Source organism: Paraburkholderia sediminicola (genome assembly GCF_046027825.1).
Classification (GTDB): Bacteria; Pseudomonadota; Gammaproteobacteria; order Burkholderiales; family Burkholderiaceae; genus Paraburkholderia; species Paraburkholderia sediminicola_D.
Genome location: NZ_JAQQDU010000018.1, coordinates 75729 through 95557 on the forward strand (window position 1 = coordinate 75729; position 19829 = coordinate 95557).

17 protein-coding genes are annotated in these 19829 nt (G+C 62.3%); 14 read left to right on the forward strand and 3 right to left on the reverse strand.

Features of this window, described 5'->3' with window-relative positions; translation table 11 throughout:
- Nucleotides 1–415 precede the first annotated feature (415 nt).
- Together PQQ96_RS12750 and PQQ96_RS12755 are read left to right on the forward strand one after the other, a co-directional pair.
- Complete coding sequence (locus tag PQQ96_RS12750; protein ID WP_408292090.1) at nucleotides 416–1603, forward strand: ABC transporter substrate-binding protein; 1188 nt, start codon at nucleotides 416–418, stop codon at nucleotides 1601–1603.
- A 53-nt stretch (nucleotides 1604–1656) separates the two neighbouring features.
- Complete coding sequence (locus PQQ96_RS12755; RefSeq protein WP_408292092.1) at nucleotides 1657–2472, forward strand: VOC family protein; 816 nt, start codon at nucleotides 1657–1659, stop codon at nucleotides 2470–2472.
- 172 nt (nucleotides 2473–2644) lie between these two features.
- Here PQQ96_RS12755 and PQQ96_RS12760 read toward each other — a convergent pair whose 3' ends face one another.
- Nucleotides 2645–4570: an FUSC family protein gene (locus tag PQQ96_RS12760; protein ID WP_408292093.1), complete on the reverse strand. Its 1926-nt coding sequence runs from the start codon at nucleotides 4568–4570 to the stop codon at nucleotides 2645–2647.
- A 362-nt stretch (nucleotides 4571–4932) separates the two neighbouring features.
- Nucleotides 4933–5751 carry a 2OG-Fe(II) oxygenase gene (locus PQQ96_RS12765; protein WP_408292095.1) on the reverse strand — a complete coding sequence of 273 codons (819 nt, stop codon included), beginning with the start codon at nucleotides 5749–5751 and terminating at the stop codon, nucleotides 4933–4935.
- Between the two features lie 265 nt (nucleotides 5752–6016).
- On the opposite strand from PQQ96_RS12765, the gene PQQ96_RS12770 reads away from it, so the two are divergent.
- From PQQ96_RS12770 to PQQ96_RS12805, 8 genes are all read left to right on the forward strand, one after another.
- Nucleotides 6017–7555, forward strand: a complete 1539-nt coding sequence (locus PQQ96_RS12770) for a class I adenylate-forming enzyme family protein (RefSeq protein ID WP_408292097.1) — start codon at nucleotides 6017–6019, stop codon at nucleotides 7553–7555.
- Nucleotides 7556–7644: 89 nt separating this feature from the next.
- The gene (locus PQQ96_RS12775; RefSeq protein WP_408292099.1) at nucleotides 7645–8835 is read left to right on the forward strand and encodes an ABC transporter substrate-binding protein; all 1191 of its coding nucleotides are present in this window, start codon (nucleotides 7645–7647) and stop codon (nucleotides 8833–8835) included.
- Nucleotides 8836–8877: 42 nt separating this feature from the next.
- Nucleotides 8878–10032: an acyl-CoA dehydrogenase family protein gene (locus PQQ96_RS12780; RefSeq protein ID WP_408292100.1), complete on the forward strand. Its 1155-nt coding sequence runs from the start codon at nucleotides 8878–8880 to the stop codon at nucleotides 10030–10032.
- A gap of 61 nt (nucleotides 10033–10093) precedes the next feature.
- A complete protein-coding gene (locus PQQ96_RS12785) occupies nucleotides 10094–11278 on the forward strand; it encodes an ABC transporter substrate-binding protein (protein WP_408292102.1) in 1185 nt (394 codons plus the stop codon).
- A 103-nt stretch (nucleotides 11279–11381) separates the two neighbouring features.
- Nucleotides 11382–12254: a branched-chain amino acid ABC transporter permease gene (locus tag PQQ96_RS12790; protein ID WP_408292104.1), complete on the forward strand. Its 873-nt coding sequence runs from the start codon at nucleotides 11382–11384 to the stop codon at nucleotides 12252–12254.
- Nucleotides 12251–13207: a branched-chain amino acid ABC transporter permease gene (locus PQQ96_RS12795; protein ID WP_408292106.1), complete on the forward strand. Its 957-nt coding sequence runs from the start codon at nucleotides 12251–12253 to the stop codon at nucleotides 13205–13207. Before PQQ96_RS12790 ends, PQQ96_RS12795 begins: the two co-directional genes overlap by 4 nt.
- Entirely contained in the window at nucleotides 13194–13922 is a 729-nt protein-coding gene (locus tag PQQ96_RS12800) for an ABC transporter ATP-binding protein (protein ID WP_408292108.1), read from the forward strand. The genes PQQ96_RS12795 and PQQ96_RS12800 overlap by 14 nt, the downstream gene beginning before the upstream one ends.
- Nucleotides 13915–14616: an ABC transporter ATP-binding protein gene (locus PQQ96_RS12805; protein ID WP_408292110.1), complete on the forward strand. Its 702-nt coding sequence runs from the start codon at nucleotides 13915–13917 to the stop codon at nucleotides 14614–14616. The genes PQQ96_RS12800 and PQQ96_RS12805 overlap by 8 nt, the downstream gene beginning before the upstream one ends.
- A 27-nt stretch (nucleotides 14617–14643) precedes the next feature.
- On the opposite strand, the gene PQQ96_RS12810 is transcribed toward PQQ96_RS12805, so the two are convergent.
- Entirely contained in the window at nucleotides 14644–15546 is a 903-nt protein-coding gene (locus PQQ96_RS12810) for a LysR family transcriptional regulator (protein WP_408292111.1), read from the reverse strand.
- A gap of 216 nt (nucleotides 15547–15762) precedes the next feature.
- Here PQQ96_RS12810 and PQQ96_RS12815 point away from each other — a divergent pair, with 216 nt between their 5' ends.
- The 4 genes from PQQ96_RS12815 (at nucleotide 15763) to PQQ96_RS12830 (ending at nucleotide 19826) form a co-directional block, all read left to right on the forward strand.
- Entirely contained in the window at nucleotides 15763–16668 is a 906-nt protein-coding gene (locus tag PQQ96_RS12815; protein ID WP_408292164.1) for an SDR family NAD(P)-dependent oxidoreductase, read from the forward strand.
- 70 nt (nucleotides 16669–16738) lie between these two features.
- Nucleotides 16739–17911 (forward strand): phenylacetate--CoA ligase family protein, encoded by a 1173-nt coding sequence (locus tag PQQ96_RS12820; RefSeq protein WP_408292113.1) that lies wholly within the window; start codon nucleotides 16739–16741, stop codon nucleotides 17909–17911.
- The gene (locus PQQ96_RS12825; protein WP_408292115.1) at nucleotides 17908–19038 is read left to right on the forward strand and encodes a lipoate--protein ligase family protein; all 1131 of its coding nucleotides are present in this window, start codon (nucleotides 17908–17910) and stop codon (nucleotides 19036–19038) included. The genes PQQ96_RS12820 and PQQ96_RS12825 overlap by 4 nt, the downstream gene beginning before the upstream one ends.
- A complete protein-coding gene (locus tag PQQ96_RS12830) occupies nucleotides 19035–19826 on the forward strand; it encodes an enoyl-CoA hydratase/isomerase family protein (protein ID WP_408292117.1) in 792 nt (263 codons plus the stop codon). Before PQQ96_RS12825 ends, PQQ96_RS12830 begins: the two co-directional genes overlap by 4 nt.
- Nucleotides 19827–19829 lie beyond the last annotated feature (3 nt).

The following is a 19829-nucleotide window of genomic DNA, read 5'->3' on the forward strand; positions in this document are numbered from 1 at the left end:
GCGTGACCGCGCAATCCGCGGTGAAGCCGCTTACCCTTTGGCGCTATTGGCGTGACCGCGAATGCGGTCACGCCGACGTGCAGCGCAAGAGAAGCCAACTACATCAAGTACTTGGCGCGCTTGCCAGAATGTTATCCACAGGCTTGCGAACAAAATCTGTGGATAAGCTGCGCCTCCGCAATGCGCTGTCCTCGCGAACCGCGTAGTCGATCATCACTGCATCCCCCGCACCGCAAGCAACAAACCGATCTGCGTCAAGCACTTAGGTGGGTAGCCCCGTTGTTATCAACAAGCCTATGAACATTTTCTGTGGACAAGTTCCGTGGCTGCATAACGATATGCGAATCGCTTGGTTGCCCGAACCCCGGGCGCATCCGACACTCACTCCAATCTCAAGCAAACCGAGCCTGGAGCCATGTCGAACACATCAAGCCTGCGCCCATCATGGGCCACTCGCATCACGGCACTTCTGCTGCTGGCCGCATCGGCAATCACGGCGACAACAACGGCCATAGCAGCGCCACCTTCGGGCGATCCGATCCTGATCGGCGTGAGCGGCCCGCTGACCGGCCAGAACGCTCAGTACGGCGCGCAATGGAAGGCCGGCTTCGATCTCGCGCTGGATGAGATCAACAGCCACAACGGCATCAACGGCCGCCCGCTGAACTACGTTTTCGAGGACAGCCAGAGCGACCCACGCCAATCCATCACGATCGCGCAGAAGTTCGTCAGCGACCCGCGCATCCTGATTGAACTCGGCGATTTCTCCAGTCCGGCTTCGATGGCCGCCTCGCCGATTTACCAGCATGCCGGCCTTGTGCAGCTCGGCTTCACCAACTCGCATCCTGACTTCACCAAGGGCGGCGATTACATCTGGAGTCCCTCGGTCAGTCAGGCCGACGCCCAGCCGCTGCTCGCCGATCTCGCTGTGAAAACGCTCGGCCTCAAGCGTATTGCCGTGCTCTATCTGAACACCGACTGGGGGCGCACGAGCAAAGACGTCTTCGTCAAAGCCGCCAATGAACGCGGCGCGCAAGTCGTTGCGGCCGAAGGCTATCAGCCGGCCGAGAAAGATTTCCGCGCGACGCTGGTGCGCGTGAGCGCTGCCAACCCAGACGGCATCGTGCTCATCTCGTACTACTCCGACGGCGCGCAGATCGCCCGCCAGGCACGGACGAGCGGCATCAACCTGCCGATCGCCGCGGCCAGTTCCGTGTATTCGCCGAAGTTCCTCGAACTCGGCGGTGAGGCCGTCAATGGCGTGGCGACGAACACCAGCTTCTTCCCGGGTGAGTCCGGGCCTGAGGTGCAGAGCTTCGTCAACCGCTTCGAAGCGAAATACCATCGCGAGCCGGACGCGTTCAACGCCTATGCGTACGACGCCGTCATCATTGCCGCCTACGCGCTGCGCGCCGGTGGCCCCGACCGCAAAGCCGTGCGTGATGCGCTGCCGAAGCTGCATGACATTCCGAGCGTCGTGTTCGGCAAGGCTAATTTCGATCCGGCGACGCGTCGTGTGATTGGCGTGAAGAACATCAACGTGGTGGTGAAGAACGACAAGTGGGTGTTGCTTGACAGCAAGGCGACGGTTGCGCAGAAGTAGGCATCCTATCCCTTCGCCTATCGAACTATCCGATCATTCACGACATTTGCACCATGAGCCTTTCACTCGACCACATCGTGATTCGCGTCCACGACCTGATGCAGACCATTGAAGATTTCACTGCGCTCGGTTTCACCGTGCAACAAGGCGGCACCCATGCCGATGGCGTGACGCACAACGCGCTGATCGGTTTCGCCGACGGCAGTTACATTGAGCTGATTGCTTTCTTGCAGGCGGCGCCGCAGCGTCGGTGGTGGGACGTGGGGCAGCGTCACGGCGATGGTTTTGTCGATTACGCGTTGTTGCCGTCGAGCGTGGGCGCCGTGATTGACGCCGCGCAGGGGCGTGGATTGCAATACGACGGTCCGCAGGCGGGTGGGCGTGTGCGTCCGGACGGCGCGCGGCTCGAGTGGCAAATCGGCCGGCCGCGGACCAGTGACTTGCCGTTCCTGTGTGCGGATATCACGCCGCGTAATTTGCGTGTGGCTGAAGGCGCGGTGCGTGAACACGCGAACGGCGTGCGAGGGGTGGCGAGTTTGACGGTCGCCGTGGAGGATCTCAAGGCGAGTGTGCAGCGATATCGGGCGTTGCTCGGTGTGAGTGAACGGGAGACGCGGGCGGTGGCTTTGCCGGGGCTGGGAGCTGTGTCGGCGACGGTGTCGATTGGCGATGCGTCGGTCGTGTTGTTGAGCCCCGTGCGTGTTGATGCCGCGAGTGTCACTGTTGAAGGCGCGGCCTTGCGCCGGCAACTCGCCACGCGTGGGGAAGGGGTGTTCGGTGTTGCGCTATGCGCCGACGGTCATGCGGAGTCACGAGTGCTTGATCGTGATCGCACGCATGGCGCGTGGTTCGAGATTGCTGCGGGGTGAGGGGGCGCCTTTTGGCGCCCAGTGTGCAGGAATGGTTTTACATCAATGGCTTGGGGTGGTTGTGGGGGTGTTATCCACAGCCTTGCGAACATTTTCTGTGGACAAGTTCACAAGAGCAACTGTCCCGCCAGCGCGGTAGGCAAACAAAACCAGACTCGTCGCCTATCGCCGCTTACGCGCTTTTCCCCCGAAGCGTCCAATTGAACACCCTCCGCGTTTCCACAACCGGCTGCGTCAACCGATCAAACAACTGGGCGACGGCGCCATCTAGCTGAGCGAGGGCCGGTGTCTTTGCCGGATCGACATTAATGGCAGCAGTCACCAACACACGCTCATCCAACTCGCTGCGCGCAGAATCCGCTACGCCGCCGTCACCGTTATACCGTGCGATCAGCGAATCCAGCCGCGCCACAATCGATTCCACATGCGCCGCGCCGACATCCGCCGCATTGAGCGCCACCTCTCCCGACGACGCGCCGCGCCGCGAAGGATCACTCAACACCCGCGCCCAGTGCAAACAACAAAGCAGCGAACCGGTGGCCAATTCAACGCCAGGATTCCACACCACTACCCGCTGAGTCTGTAGCGGTTTCAGCGCGATCCGCAGATCATGCCAGGCGCGATCAAGCTTGCGCATGGCCGGCGCCGTCTCAGACGTCTGAGGAGCGGACCCAGCAAGCCGCACCACCTCGCGCAGTGCGCCAAGCACAGCCCCAAGTCTCGTCTCAACATGGCGAGTCGCTGCTAGCGGCATCATCAAAATCGCGACCGCAAACGACACAAGGCAACCGATCAGCACTTCTTCGATCCGCAACTCAACTAGCGGTCCCATCGCGAAGCCCAGCTCGCCATACACGAGCCCGACGAGCACGGTAATGAAAAACACCCCTGGCGCATACGCACTCAGGATGTAGTAGGCCCAACCGAACACGCACAGCACCATCGCTGCCACGAGCAGCACCGGCGAGTCGTGCAGCGGCGCGGCCAGCAACACGCTGACTAGCGCGCCAGCCAGCGTCCCCGCGAGGCGCTGGGCGCCGCGATAGACCGTGTCAGCGCGTGACCGCGTGCCGAGGAACACCACGAACGTCGTGATGACCGCCCAGAACCAGCGCTCTGGAGACAGCGAATGGCCGATCAGCATGGCGAGAAAAGCTGCGGTCGTGGCGCGCGTAGCCGGCAACCAGCAGAGCCTGGTGCGCAAATCGGCAAACCATTGCGCCACGGACTGAGCGCCTGCACCGCCAGCCGACAAAGTCGAAGCGTGGCGCCGCGCATGGCCCCGATGCGCAATCTCCCTGAGCCGGCCAATCGCATGACGCAGCACGTCCGCACTCGCTTGTGTGCTGCCACCTGCAGCCGATGAAGCAAACACATGCTGCCCCGCCGCGACTTCCACTTCGACTATCCGTTCACGGATCGTCTCGGTATCCGGCGGATTCAGCAACGCCAACTGTTCTTCAAGCGAGAGCGCGGCTTCGTTCAGCGCCGACAGATGCACCGCACTCGGCGCGGCGAGTACACGCGATGCGCGCAACGTCACCGTGTGAATGGCAAGCCGGAAGCTGGCAACCGCCCGCATCGGCACGATCACACGGCCGACCAGCGTGACCATCAGCGGTCCGAACGCGGACAGCAAGAGCGATTGCACAAGGTGCAAGGACGAAGGATGCAGGTACAGCCCCAGGTAGAAACACACCACGCCCAGCATCGCGCAGCCCAGCGCACGCGGACCGCACGCCTGAACCAGCATGCCGACGAACATCACGACCAGGAAGCCCGCATCCCCAGCAAGCGGATAACGGCTCAGTACGCTCGCTGCCGCAAAGCACACGCAGGCGCAGAGATAAAGACGGAACAATGTGCCGAACCACGCCGGCGGCCGCGCATCGCGCACGAACAACGGCGCCACCATCGCAAAGAGGATGCCGGGTGCGGCGAGGGTAATCGGTTGGTGATGAAAGACGGTCCACGCGATGCTGGCAAGGCCGGTTAGCAGGCAGGCAAGCGCAACGCGTAGCGCAGTATGGAGACGCACGAGTCCCGGGTCCGCAACCAGCAGGCGGTCGGCGACGCGCGAAAACGCGGAAGCAATCATGATCGATGATATCCAGGCTAAATGGCCGCCACCGGCTTTTGGCCGATTGCGACAGGGCGGGCATGCGAGCTCGCCACCTTCGTATCGTCGAATGAGGCTGCCGTGCCGGGATCACCGGCTGGAAGCCCCGTCCGACGACAGGCAATAACACGCGAACAGGCACGCCGAATACGCTGCAAAGGGTGGCGCAGCGCGTCCGGCGGATTCGGGTTTTCCCGGATGATACCGGGTCAAAATTACGTTTGTCGAATTTTTTGCGGCGGTGCAGCAGGGCAGCACCAGTAAGGATGAAGCCCGCGCGAAACGGTTTTGCGGCCTGGCGGCGCGGTCTTCGAGACCGGTGCGCGCCGTGTTGAACTCAATCAGGTCGCGTCGTGGAAAATCACCCCAAGGGTATGCCGGTGGCCCGACCGCAGGCGGCTCACGCCATGCCGCAGATTCACGCGATACACGCCGCGCGACCCTTGCACTGGCCGTTGATGCACCGCAAACACCACGGCGTCGCCCTTGCCGAGCGGCACGACTTCCGTGCGCGACTGCATCCGTGGACGCTGCTCCGTCATGACGAACTCCCCGCCCGTGAAGTCCGCGCCGGGCTCGGACAGCAGAATCGCGACCTGAAGCGGGAAGACGTGTTCGCCGTACAGATCCTGATGCAGGCAGTTGTAGTCGTCGGTGGCGTATTGAAGAATCAGGGGAGTCGGGCGCATTTGACCGGCGGCGTGGCAGCGCTCGATGAATTCGTCGTGCGCTGCCGGATAGCGCACATCGATCTTCATCACCTCATTCCAGCGATTCGCCACTGGCGCGAGGCGCGGATAGAGCGCCTCGCGCAACGCCGCCACCGGTTGCGGCAGCGGATACGCAAAGTACTTGTATTCACCGCGGCCGAAACCATGCCGCGCCATCACGACGCGACTGCGATACAGGTCGTCGCGCGGATAGAGTGCGGACAGCGCATCGCATTCCTGGACACTGAGCAGATTGCGCAGCATCGCGCAGCCGCAGCCATTCAGTTCTTCTTCGACATTAAACCAGTCGACGGCGTCGACACGGCGCGTAAGCGAACTGGTGACGGTGCCGGAGTCTGTCTCCGTTGGTCCAGCGTGTTTCAGTTTGGGCGCGAACCCCAGTTCCAGCTCCCCCGACTGCGAGCGCAGACCCTCCGCAACCGTATTCATCAGTATTCTCCACAAGGCGATTCATCGAACGATGACTGAGTGTAAGCACATGCCCAACGCGCCGCACCCCGACTCTTGCTCTGCAATTCCCCCGTTCGCCGGGCACGGTGAGTTCGGCGCCGGGGCGTCGGTAAAACTACCAGGTTAAGCCAGGCCGAATCCCCACTTCGCTGAAAACAAATTGTTAGGGCCGCGTGGCTCGAACACACTGGCATCCAGTCGAGCGGCGTATTTCTGGCGTCGCGCAGCACAGAGGATAGGGAACATGACATTGGCTGCACTGGAGCCGCACAAGATCAGCGACATTCCGCGTTACTGGGCAGCGGCCGCGCCCGATGCCATCGCGATTCGCGAAGACGGCCGGCAGTTGAGCTTTGGACATCTGTGGCAAAACGTCGAAGCAGCAGGGCAATTTTTGCGCGAGCAGGGCGTCGACACCGGTGACCGCGTGATGATCGTCGCGGAAAACTGCACGGCGGTGATTACGCTGCTATTCGCCTTGTCGGAGCTGGGCGCATGGCCCGCGATCGTCAACGCGCGCTTGTCCGAACGCGAGATCGAGTCGATCCGCGAACATTGCACGCCGCGTCTGATGATCTTCACGCACGCGGCATCGCCCGATGCGGTGCGTCACGGCGTCCGGTATCGGGCGCGTGAAATCGCCCCACCTGGGCTCGGTCCGCTGATGATTGGCGGCCATGATGCCGATATCACACGCGAACCGGAGGCGCTGGCCCGCAAGGTGGCGTTGCTGATTTATACGTCGGGCACTACGGGCAAGCCCAAAGGTGTGATGGCGACGCATCGCGGTCTGCTGCATTTCGCGCGGGTTTCGGCGACCTCGCGCAACATGGGTCCGGCCGATTGCGCGTACGCCGTGATGCCGATCTCGCACATTTTTGGCCTCGCGACGCTGCTGCTCGCTACTTTCCAGGCCGGCGCGAGTCTGCTGCTAGCGGCGCGTTTCAGTGCCGAAGAGGTCCTCGCCGCGCTCGCCGCCGATGAAATCTCGATCCTGCAAGGCGTGCCGACCATGTTCACGCGAATCGTCGCGCAGGCACGCGAACAAGGCGGCGTGCGTTTCACGCCGAAGCTGCGTTATCTCTACACCGGCGGCGGCCCGCTCGATCTGACGCTGAAGCAGAACGTCGAGGCGCTGTTCGGCCAGCCGCTGCACCACGGCTACGGGATGACGGAATACGCGGGCTCGCTGTTCATTACGCGGATGGACCGGCCGCGCCAGGATTGTTCGTCGGGCGAGATCGTCGAGGGCGCGGAACTGCGCATCGTCGACGCCGATGGCGAAGACGTCGAGCGTGGCACGCCTGGCGAGCTCTGGGTGCGTGGGCCAGGCGTGATGTGCGGCTACTACCGCGCCCCTGAACAAACCGAAGAAGCGTTGCGCCCCGGCGGCTGGCTGAACACCGGCGATATTGGCCGTCTGGCTGACGACGGCGCCTTGTTTATCGTCGGCCGCACCAAGGATCTGATCATCCGCTCGGGCTTTAACGTCTATCCGATCGAAGTGGAGTCGGTGATCAATACGCACGATTCGATCAGGCAATCGGCCGTGGTGGGCCGCGCGACCAGCGACGGCAACGAGGAAGTGATCGCCTTCGTCGAGTTGAAAGAGGACGCCGAATTCGACGTTGAAGCATTGCAGGACTATCTGGCCGACCGGCTGTCCGCCTACAAGCGGCCCGCGCAAATCGTCCGCGTCGATTCGATTCCGACCACCGCGAGCGGCAAGCTGCTCAAGCAAAAACTGCGTGCGCTAGCCGAGGAATTGCAAGCGCACGAGTAAGCGTCAAAGCGCCACGCCGCCGCGCAGCGCGGTTTCAGGAGGCGGCCGCAGCACCTCAAAAAACAGGCCAATCAGGCCACGGAGGAGACATGAAGCAGTTCGCATCGCGCGGCCGGCTGGCCGCGAGCTTTCTCGGTAGCGCTCTGTTATTGGCCGGCTTGCCTGTTCAGACGAACGCCGCTGAGTGGCGTGTCGGCGTCGAGTTGCCGCTGACCGGCTCGCTCGCCCAGGCCGGCACAGAGATGTATCGGGGCATCCAGGTCGCCGCCGACGTCTACAACCGCCGCAATCCGCAGAACAAGATCACGCTGGTTGCGATCGACGACGAATCGAATCCCGCCAAAGCCGTAGCCGCTGTCGAAAAACTCGCGTCGCAGAACGTGGTGGCGATCGCGGGCGCGGCCAATTCGAATTGCGCAGGGCCTGCATCGGAAGCGGCGAGCAAGGCCGGTATCGTGTATGTCACGTCGGGTGGCACCAGCGACGACATGGTGCGCCGCGGCCTGAAGAATTTCTTCCGGGTCAGCAATACGCCGGGCTATACGAAGGGCATGCTCGGCCTGTTCGAAGAACTCGGCGTGAAGTCGGTGTCGATCGTCTACTCCACTAAAGATGCGACCAGCGACCTCGCGCAGCAACTCGATACCGCGCTCAAAGCTAAAGGCATGACCACCACGCTGCACGCGTTCGATCCGTCGATGAGCGACTTCAAGCCGATCATCAACAAAGTCAAGCTGCAGGATAAATCGGATGCGATGGCGATGATCGGTTACGAGAACGACTACGTCGGCATTCTGCGCGCCGCGAAAGTGCTCAAACCCAATCTGAAAGCGATCGCCGCGCCGTGGGCCTTCGCGAGCCCGAAGATGGCGACGTCGTTTCCCGATCTGGTGCCGAACGTGTACGGCGCGACCGTGCTCGCCTCGCCGGCCGATTACCGCTCGGCCGATCAGCGGGAGTTTTCCGACACGTATCGGCGGCTCTTCAAAACCGACTCCAACTATCAGTCGCAGACGTCGTTCGCGTACGCGCAGTTGCTGTTCGACGCGATTGCCCGCGCACAGAAGGCCGGCACGCTCGACAAGGGCGGCCTCGCCGACAGCCTGCGCCAGAGCGCCGGCAACGGCACCTTCCTCGGCAAGGTGAGCTTCGACGCGCGCGGCGACAACCCCGGCTACGTCGCGCACATGGGCCAGTTCACGCACGACGGCAAGCTCGCCGTGGTATGGCCTGCCGACTATGCAACGGCAAAACCCGTCTATCCAGGCGTGCCATGGTAAGCCGCGCGCTGCACAACCCATTCACGAAAGAGGAAAGCCGCGATGATCCGCGATCAGGAAACCATGAACGTTCTGCTCGACAACGTCGCACGCTTCGTGCGTGAACGTCTCGTGCCGAACGAAGAGCGCGTTGCCGAAACCGACGAGATTCCCGTCGACATCGTCAACGACATGAAAGCCCTGGGCCTGTTCGGCCTGACGATTCCCGAGCAGTACGGCGGCCTCGATCTGACGATGGAAGAAGAAGTGCTCGTTATGTTCGAACTCGGCAAGACCTCGCCCGCGTTCCGCTCGATCATCGGCACGACGGTCGGGATCGGCTCGCAAGGCATCGTGATCGACGGGACCGAGGAACAGAAGGCGCAATGGCTGCCGAAGCTCGCGAGCGGCGAGACGATTGCGTCGTTTGCGTTGACGGAACCCGAGTCGGGTTCGGATGCGGCGTCGCTGAGAACGCGTGCTGTGCGGGACGGCGATCACTACGTGGTCAACGGCACGAAGCGCTTTATTACCAACGCGCCGCAGGCCGGCATCTTTACGCTGATGGCGCGCACCAATCCGGACGAGCCGCGCGCGGGCGGCATTACCGCGTTCATTGTCGAGGCGAATACGCCTGGCATCAGCTTCGGCAAGCGGGATCGCAAGATGGGTCAGAAGGGCGCGCATACCTGCGACGTAATCTTCGAGAACTGCCGTGTGCCGGCGCACAACGTGATCGGCGGCAGGGAGGGCGTCGGCTTCAAGACGGCGATGAAGGTGCTCGACAAGGGCCGCATTCATATCGCGGCGATCTGTGTCGGTGTCGCGCAGCGCGTGCTTGACGATGCCTTGCGCTACGCGATGGAGCGCAAGCAGTTCGGTCAGCCGATCGCGGAATTTCAGCTGATTCAGGCGATGCTCGCCGATAGTCAAACGGAATTGTATGCGGCGCGATGCATGGTGCTCGATGCGGCACGCAAGCGCGATGCGGGCGAGAACGTCAGTACGGAGGCGTCGTGCGCCAAGCTGTTTGCCTCGGAAATGTGTGGACGGGTCGCGGATCGCGCGGTGCAGATTCATGGCGGCGCGGGCTATATGGCCGACTACGGCGTGGAGCGCTTCTATCGCGACGTGCGGCTGTTCCGTATCTACGAAGGCACCAGCCAGATTCAGCAGATCGTGATTGCACGCAACATGATGCGCGCCGCGGCGCAGTGATGACGAAAGGCTCGCTAGAGACCGAAGCCTCACTGGATAAATACAAAAGCAGGAGACAGGTATGAAACGTAGTACTACTGCACCGCTCGCCGTGTCGCTCAAAGCCGTGGCCGCTGTGTCCGCGCTTGCACTCGCCACATGGGCGCAGGCCGCGGAACTGCCGGTCGGCGTGGAGTTGCCCTTGACCGGCAGCATGGCGCGCGCCGGCAATGCGCAACTCGAAGGCATCCAGGTCGCGGCCGACGTCTTCAATCAGCGCGACCCGCGGCATACGGTGAAGCTCACCATCGTCGACGACGAAGCGCAGCCGGCCAAAGCCGTCTCCGCCGTGGAGAAGCTCGCCTCGCAAGGCGTGCTGGCCATTACAGGCGGCTACGGCTCCAACGCCGTGAGCCCGGCGTCCGAGGCCGCCGACAAAGCCGGACTCGTGTACATCACATCGGGCGGCGTGGATAGTGCGATGACCTCACGCGGCCTGAAGAACTTTTTCCGGATCGGTCCTGCATCTGGCTATTCGAAAGCGATGGTCGGCCTGCTGACCGACATGAACGTGAAATCCGTCTCCATCGTCTCGTCGACCAAGCAGGCCACCACCGACCTGTCCAAAGATGTCTCGGCTGCGCTGAGCGCAAAGGGCGTCAAGGTCACGGTGCATGAGTTCGATCCGGCGATGACCGACTTCAAGCCGATCGTCAACAAGATCAAGCTGCAGGACAAGCCCGACGTGATGGTGATGATGGGCTACGAGAACGACTATATCGGCATTCTGCGCGCGGCGAAGGTGCTCAAGCCGCAACTGAAGGCCGTGATCGGCTGCTGGTCGCTCGCCACACCGAAGATGGCGAGCGAGTTCCCGGATCTGGTCAACAACGCGGTCGGTAACGCGATGCTGCCGCATCCGGTGCAATTCGCTTCGCCTGAAGGCAAGGCGTTCGTCGCCGCCTATCAGAAGGCCTATAACAAGGACCCCGACTATCTGGCCGAGTTCTCCTACGTGCAATCGATGGTGCTGTTCCAGGCGCTCGCGAGCGCCGCGGATAAGGGCACGCTCAAGAATGGCGGTATCGCCAGCGAGTTGCGCGCGCGACCATTTGATACGCTGATCGGCACGGTTCACTTCGACAGCAAGGGTGACAACCCCGCGTTCCTGAACAACATGGCGCAGATTCAGGACGGCAAGGTGGTCGTGGTGTGGCCGAAGGACAAGGCCACAGGCAAGCTCAACTATCCGGCACAGCCGTGGTGATGCCACGACCGATGCCTATGCCAAGGTTGCCCACGCCGTGTCGGCAATCCATACGCCGGCAAGCTACGCGCTGGCCGATCCGCGTGCCGATTGAGGAGTTGCCATGACCGATCTGATCTTGCAGTCGCTTTACTCCGGCGTGCTGGTCGGCGGCGCGTATGCGCTGGTCGCGCTCGGCCTCGCGCTGGTGTTCGGCTCGATGCGCATCATCAATCTCGCCCACGGCGAACTGGTGCTGCTGGCCGCTTATATCGCGTACTCATTCGAAACACGCCTCGGCCTCAATCCGATGCTCGCGATTCCCGTTGCGATTCCGGTGGTGTGCGCGGCGGCCGGCACGGCGTGGTTTCTCGTCAGCAAGATTGCGCGTGACCGTGAGTTGAATTCGCTGATTCTCACCTACGGGCTCGGCATCATCCTGACGAATGGCGTGTTGCTGATCTGGGGTGCCGACGTTCGTTCGAGCAATTCCGCGTGGCTGCAGGACAGCGTGATGCTCGGCAACGTGCTGAGCATGCGCAGCGAACTGCTGTCGTTCGGACTCAGCGTCGTGCTGATGGGCGCGCTGTGGTGGTGGCTGTCGCATTCCTGGTACGGCCGCGCCGTGCGGGCGATCTCCAGCAATCGCGATGCCGCGCAGCTAATGGGCATCAATCCGCGCAAGACCGAGTTGGTGTCGTTTCTGGTCGCCGGTGTGCTGGCCTCGTGCGCCGGCGTGGCGATGTACGCAAGCAGCGCGGTCCAGCCTTCAATCGGCGAGGCGATGACGGTGAAGGCCTTCATCATCACCGTGCTGGCGGGCGTTGGCTCGATCCCGGGCGTGCTGCTCGGGGCGCTGCTGCTGGGCATTGCCGAAGCCTTGACCGTCACGCTCTACAGCTCGGCGTTGCAGGAACTGGCGGGCATGCTGCTTTTTCTGCTGGTGTTGTATGTGTTGCCCAATGGTCTGTTCGGCGTTGCCCGGAGAAGAGGATGACTCGCAATCTAACGTTGGCCGTGATCGTGATAGCGCTGTATATCGGCGTGCCACTCGTGCTTGGACACGACCTGTATCTGATGAGTCTGGCGGTCGCCTCATTGACGATCGCCGGTGTGGCACTGGCATGGGCGCTGCTCGGCAACCTGGGTGGCATGGTGAGCTTCGGACATAGCGCGTTTTTCGGTGTCGGTTCGTACCTCTCCGCCTTGTTGACGCTCAAGGCCGGCTGGCCCGTGTTTCCCGCCATGTTGGCGGGTGGACTGGGCGCGGTGGTCGCGTCGTTGGCCATGTTGCCCGCCTTACGTCTCAAAGGTCCGTACTTCGCGCTGGCCATTCTGGCGTATGCACAGATTTTCCGGATTCTGGCGACGCAGTTCTCCGGCATCACCGGCGGCTCGAGCGGTTTGTCGAGCATTCCCAGTCTGCCTAAAGTGGCGGGTTTCGACTTCGGCTCGAAAACCGGCGGCTACCTGGTGATCCTCACGCTGGTGCTGGTGTTCGCTGTGGCCTACCACTTCCTGCGGCGCAGCTATGTGGGCCTGGCACTGCGTGCGATGCACGAGTCGGAAGACGCCACGCGTGTGGTTGGCGTGAATAGCGTGATGCTCAAGTTGTCGATGCTGATGCTGTCCGCGTTGATGACGGGGCTCGTCGGCGCGTTCAACGCGCACACCATCAACTTCCTCGAACCCGACTACGCGTTCAACTCGACGTGGGCCGTGGTGCCGATCATCGCGGCGATCTTCGGCGGCTACCGCACGATCGTTGGGCCACTGGTGGGGGCGGTCGTCGTGTATCTGGTTGATCAGTTGATCCTGAAGAGCCTGCTGCCCACGGGGCATCAGGTTGTGCTCGGCATGCTGCTGGTCGCGATGATCATCGTCAGTCCGGCGGGGCTCACCGCCATGGTGTTCAGGAAATCCAGGCGAGGTGCCTATGCCGCAAGCTGAACTCCAATTGCGCAACGTGACGATCCGCTTCGGCGGCATCACGGCGGTGAACGACGTCTCCATGGAGGTCGGCACGAACGATCTGGTCGGGCTCGTCGGGCCGAACGGCGCGGGCAAGACGACGCTCTTCAACGCGATCTCCGGACTGGTGCGGCCGACACACGGCTCGATCAGCTTCGAGGGCGCCGACATGCTGAAGACCTCACTGCATCGGCGTGCCCGTCTGGGCATCGGCCGTACCTTCCAGGTGCCGCAGCCGATGCATGAACTGACGGTGCGCGAGAATCTGATCGTCGCGCAACGCTTCGGCGCGGGGCAGGTCGATCACGCTCGCATCGACGAGATTCTGGCGTTCCTCGATCTGAGCGGCAAAGCGGAACGCAATGCCGCCACTGAACTGGCGCTGACTGAATTGAAAGCGCTGGAAGTCGCGAAGGCCTTGGCCACCGGCCCGAAACTGCTCCTGCTCGACGAAGTGCTCGGTGGACTCGAAACCGCCAGCAAGCGCCGTTTCATGAAAACGCTGATGGATGTGCATGAGCGCTACCGGGTCGGCATTCTGATCATCGAGCACGATATCGAAACCGTGATGAATTTGTGCCGTCGCGTGTGCGTGCTGAACTTTGGCCAGTTGATTGCAGACGGCCCGCCCGCCGAAGTGTTCCGCGATCCGGCGGTGGTGAAGAGCTATACCGGTGAGGTGATCGATGCTTGAGATGAATGCGGTGCGAGCCGGCTATGGCGCGATCAACGTGCTGTGGGACGTGTCGTTGAACGTGGCGCGCGGCGAGGTGACGACCATCGTCGGGCCGAATGGCGCGGGCAAGACCACGCTGTTACGCGCGATCATGGGCTTGCTGCCGCTGCAGCGCGGGCAGATCGTGTATGACGGGGCTTCGCTGGCAGGCGTGCCGACGTGGGATTTGCCGGAGCGTGGCATCGCGATGGTGCCGGAAGGCCGGCTGATTTTCCGCGACATGTCGATCGAAGAAAACCTGATGCTCGGCGCCTTTCCGAAGGCACGCCGTGCCGCGGCGAAAACCCAGCTGGAAGAGGTGTTTTCGTTGTTTCCTCTATTGAAGGAGCGGCGTGCGCTGCCTGCGGGCACGCTGTCGGGCGGTCAGGCGCAGATGCTGGCGCTCGGGCGCGGGCTGATGTTGTCGCCGCGACTGTTGCTGATCGACGAGCCCTCATTGGGACTGGCACCCGTGGTGGTGCAGGACGTATTCGAAATTCTCACGCGCCTGAAAGCGGAGGGGCGCACCATCGTGCTGGTCGAGCAGAACACGAATATGGCGCTGCGCCTGGCCGATCAGGTGTACCTGATGCAAGGCGGCAAGGTGACGCTAGCGGCGCGGGCCGCGGAGGTGGATGTCGACACGCTGCACGACAGGTACTTCGCGCGCTAAAGCCCCACAAGCTAAAGGCTTATGTACCTACTCGAGGCGGCCGATGCCATCGGCCACCAGCAGATCGACGAGCTTGCGTGCGAACAGCGGTAACGCCTGGCGATCAGCGACGCAGATTTGCAGCTTGCGTACCGCCCATTCGTCGGTCAGCGGAATGATGCGCAACGCCATGGTCTGCGCATGGCGGCGCGCGGTGCCCTCAGGCAGTACGCCGATGCCGATGTTCGCTTCGATCATCCGGCACGCGGCTTCGAAATTACTGACCTGAATACGCCAGCGCATCGAGCGCTGCAAATCGGCTGAAGCACGCTTCAGGAAGCCGTAGATTGCGCTGGCCTCCGGTGGCCCGACAAAGTCGTAATCGAGGGTATCCGCAAAATCGATCTTTTTGTTCTGCGCGAGCGGGTGGCTCAATGCGGTGGCCAGCACCAGCCGATCACGCCGATAAGGCATCACTTCCAGCCCCTCGGTGCGCACGTTCCCCGCGACGATACCGATATCGACCGTGCCTTCCTGTACCGCCTTGACGATATCCGGACTCAGCCGTTCATGCATATCGACATACACGTCGGGGTGATTGACGAGGTAGGTGCGTAAAACGGCTGGGAGGAACTCGCTCATTGCCGTGGTATTGGCGTACACACGCACGTGGCCCTTCACACCTTCCGCATATTCCTGCAGATCGCCGGTCAGCTTTTCGAGTTGCTGAAACACGCGCCGTGCGTGCATCAGCAGCGTCTCGCCTGGCGCGGTCAGCGTGACACCCTGGCTCGTGCGGCTCAGCAGCTTCACGCCGACCTGTTCCTCGAGGTTCTTGATCCGCGTACTGGCCGCGGGTAGCGACAGGTGCGCCCGTTCTGCGCCGCGTGTCAGGCTGCTTGCTTCAGCAATGTGAATGAAGAGCTTGAGATCGACGAGATCGAAATGCATGGGGTGTCCGTTGGAGGGCAGGGCCATTATTGCGCTGCCGTTGGCTTTCCGACATTAGGCGAACTACGGGTTAATGCTAGCCGAATTGGGGATTCGGCATATCCAAATTGTCCTTGCGCGATCAATGCGTCAAGCTGCATCGAAACGAATCGTGACCGAATCAGCATTGACTGAAACAAGAGACAGCAAGGAGCGAGCCGCATGACGACGCAGCAGATGATGGATGGCAAGGTGGTGATCGTAACCGGCGCGGGCGGGGGCATTGGCCGCGATATCGCGCTGCTGATGGCGCGTCAGGGCGCACGGGTGGTGGTCAACGACATCGGCGCGTCGCTGGAAGGCGAGGGTCGAAATGCGGGTCCGGCGCAAGGCGTCGTCGAAGAAATCGCGGCGTTCGGCGGCACGGCCACCAGCAATACCGATAGCGTTGCCGACGCGCAAGGCGCGGAACATATCGTGCAAAACGCGCTGGATGTGTTCGGCCGGGTGGATTGCGTGGTCAATAACGCCGGCATCCTGCGCGACCGCTTTTTTCACAAGATGAGCAGCGACGAATGGGATGCGGTGTTGAAAGTGCACTTGTACGGCACTTACAACGTATCGCGTGCCGCTGCCGGACATTTCAAGGAACAAGGCGCCGGTGCCTTCGTGCATATGACGTCGACGTCGGGACTGGTCGGCAATCTCGCACAAGCCAATTACAGCGCGGCGAAGCTCGGCATTGCCGGCTTGTCGAAATCGATTGCGCTCGATTTGCAGAAGTTCGGTGTGCGTTCGAACTGCATTGCGCCGTTCGCATGGAGTCGCATGATCAGTTCGATCAAGGTCGATTCGGCGGAACAGGAGGCGCGCGTCGCCAAAATCAAACAGATGACGCCTGCCAAGATCGCGCCGCTCGCGGTCTACCTTGCCAGCGATTCTGCGCGTGAGGTCAACGGCCAGATTTTCGCGGTACGCAACAACGAGATCTTCGTGATGAGTCAGCCGCGCCCGGTGCGCTCGGTACATCGTGGCGAAGGCTGGACCCCTGAAAGCATCGCCGAGCATGCGATGCCGGCCTTGCGTTCAGCGTTTCATTCGCTCGATGTGTCCGCGGACGTATTCAGCTGGGACCCGGTGTGACGACGCGCGACGCGCCCAAACCAGCTAGTCCGGTGGCAAACGCGGTCAGAACAAACGAGGAGCAGGAGACATGCTCGATCGATTGAATGCGCAGCTCGAGCGGCTGCGGCAGCACCCGTTTTATGCGGGACGTCTGCCGTCTCACGTGACGAGTGCGGCGGATTTCGCGGAGCGCGTGCCGTTGATGTCGCGTGCGGATCTGGTTGCCGAGATGGGACGCACGGGCTATGGCGCCTTCGCGCCGCAGGTGCCGCCGGTGCGAGTCCATCTCACACCCATGGGCGCCTCGCTGGTGCCGATTCTGCATAGCGCCGCCGATCTTCGTGCAATCGAAGCGGCGTGCGGCCAGCATCTCGATGCCTGCGGCATCGGCCCCGGCGACGTTTGCATGGTCACGTTCGGCTATCACCTGTTCGTCGCAGGGCTCTTTTATCAGAGTCAGATGGAAGCGCGCGGCGTGGCGTGCATTCCTCACGGCCCTGGCGAAACGGAGCGCGCGGCGGATATCGCCCGGCGTTGCGGCGTCACGGTGCTGGCGGGTAATCCATCGCACGCACTCAAGCTGATCGAAGCCGGTTGTCCCGTGCCGCGCGTGTTTTTTGCGGGCGGCGAGGCCTTCACCGGCAATGAGGCGCTGTATCGCCGCGTTCGTGAGGAGATGCCGGGCGCGCTGCTGATCGACAGCTTTTCCCTTTCCGAATGTCTGCCCGTCGCGCGTACGTTTCCCGGCGGCACGGGCGTGCACGTGTTCGACGAGTTGCTTTACGCGGAAGTGATTGATCCCGACAGCGGTCAGCCAGTCGCGGAGGGCGAGCGAGGGGAACTTGTACTTACGCACCTGAAGAAGGAACTGCAACCGCTCGTGCGGTATCGCACCGGCGATCTGACCGTGCTGCAAAGTACCGAACCGTTGTTCGGCCGCACGGTGTCGTTACCGCGCGTCGTGTTCGGCCGTGCCGACTCGATGCTGAAGATCAAGGGCGTGAAGGTGTATCCGTCCGAATTGCGCACCGTCCTGCTCGGCGTCGACGGGCTGAGCGGTGCTTATCGTCTCGTCGTGTCACGTCACCCACATGGCGGCGATCACCTTGGCTTGCAGATCGAAGGCACACCTTCTCCCGCCGCTATCGAGGCCATTGCCGCTCGCTTCAAACGCCAGACGCTCATCAGCGCCGACACCGTCCAAGCCATTGCGAAGCTGGAGGGCACGCATCTCGTCACCGATCAAAGGAGCACAGCATGAGCAGTGAAGCGAACCGGGCGCCGTGGCGTTTTATCGTTGGCCACGACAGCTATGCAGATTTCTCGATATCGGTTTCGCCGGCCGTCGAGCGTGCCGTGGCGGATGGGATCGCACCGCCCACCGTGTATCTGAACATCTTCAACGAAGACAGCATTACGATCGGCGTCAACGAAGATCCGCAGCAGGTGCTCGATCTCGCATTTTGCCGCAGCCACAACGTGCTGACCCGGCGCCGGGTGAACGGTGGCGGCGCGATCTACGCGGGTAAGGGCTCGGCCTTCCTCGCCCTGTATCTGCCCACCAGTGTGCGCGGTGTGCCGCCGACCGCCGCTATCGCCTTTCCTACGATTCTCGGGCATGTCGCCGAGAGCTTGCGTGAAGTGTTCGGTTTGTCGGCTTCCTATCGCCCCTTGAACGATGTCGAAATCGATGGCCGCAAATTGGTCGCCACGTCGTTGAAGATCGAAGGCGGCGTGCTGACATTTCGCATCCTGCTGAACATCAAGGCGATCAATACGGAGATCGCGGCGCAGGCGATGCCGCTTGCGCCGGAGAAAACACGCGACAAGAAACACAAGGATCTCGGCTCGCGTTACACGTTTCTGGAAAAGGAACTGGACCGCCCGATCACCCATGAGGAATTGATTGCATGGGTCGATGGGTGCATGCGGCGCGCCTTCGACAGCGCACCCCTGCGGGATGGCGCGCTCCTGCCGCAAGAGCACGCGATGGCCGGGCAGTTTGCCAAGGAGTTGATGAGTGACACCTGGTTCTACGAGAAGAGCGAAGCCGTGCGCTACGGGTCGTTGATGCGCGCCGGCGACCGCATCGGACGAGGTCGCGAGAAAGCACCCGCCGGGCTGATCTGGTTGAGTCTGCTGGTGCGAGACGGCCTCGTCGTGCGGGCGATCGTCAATGGCGATTGGCATCCGCGTCCGATCCGTTCGGTCGATTGGCTGGAAGACGGTTTCGGCGGCCTGCCCGCCACGCGTGAAGCGTGCGAGCACCACATCAACGCGTTTCTCGCGCGCGCTGACGTGGAGTTCGCCGGTGTCGAAGCCACTCATCTGATGAAGGCACTTGATCTTGCTTTGGCGAACCTGGATCAATCCGAGGTCGCGGTATGAGCGACACGTCGTTGCTCTATGACGTCGATGGCGAATCCGGCATTGCAACGCTCACGCTGAATCGTCCGCAGCAGAAGAACGCGCTGGATATGTCGGTGCGCGTCGCGTTGCGTGAGGCGGTGTATGCGATCCGGCAGGACCGGTCGATTCGTGCGGTTGTGCTGTGCGGCGCAGGCCAGGACTTCTGTTCGGGTGGCGACTTGCGCGAGATGAAGGTGGGTAGCGCTGAGGTCGGCCGCAATCGCATCGACGATCTGCATGGTTGGATCAGCATGCTGATCGATCTGGACCGGCCGGTGATTGCCGCGGTGGATGGCGTTGCCTACGGTGCGGGATTCAGCCTCGCATTGGCGGCGGATTTCCTGCTGGCCACGCCGCGCGCGCGATTCTGCATGCCTTTCATGAAAGTCGGCCTTGTGCCGGATTGCGGCGCTTTCTACACCTTGCCGCGCGTCGTCGGCCTGGCGCGTGCGAAAGACCTCGTATTCACAGCGCGTGAGGTCGATGCCGGCGAGGCGCAGCGGATGGGCGCTGTGTTCGAAATCGTCGCGCCGGAAAGCCTGCACGCGCGCGCGATGCAGATCGCCGGCAGTCTGGCCGCCGCATCGCCGATCGCATTCGCACTCGCCAAGCGCGCGTTGAATCAGTCATTAGGCGCCGATCTGCGCAGCATGCTCGAGATCGAATCGGCCGCACAAGGCATCGCGTTTTCGACCGACTTTCATCGCGAAGCCGTGCAGCGCTTCAAGGACAAATCGACGCCCCTGTTCCAGTGGCCCGCTACCTGAATC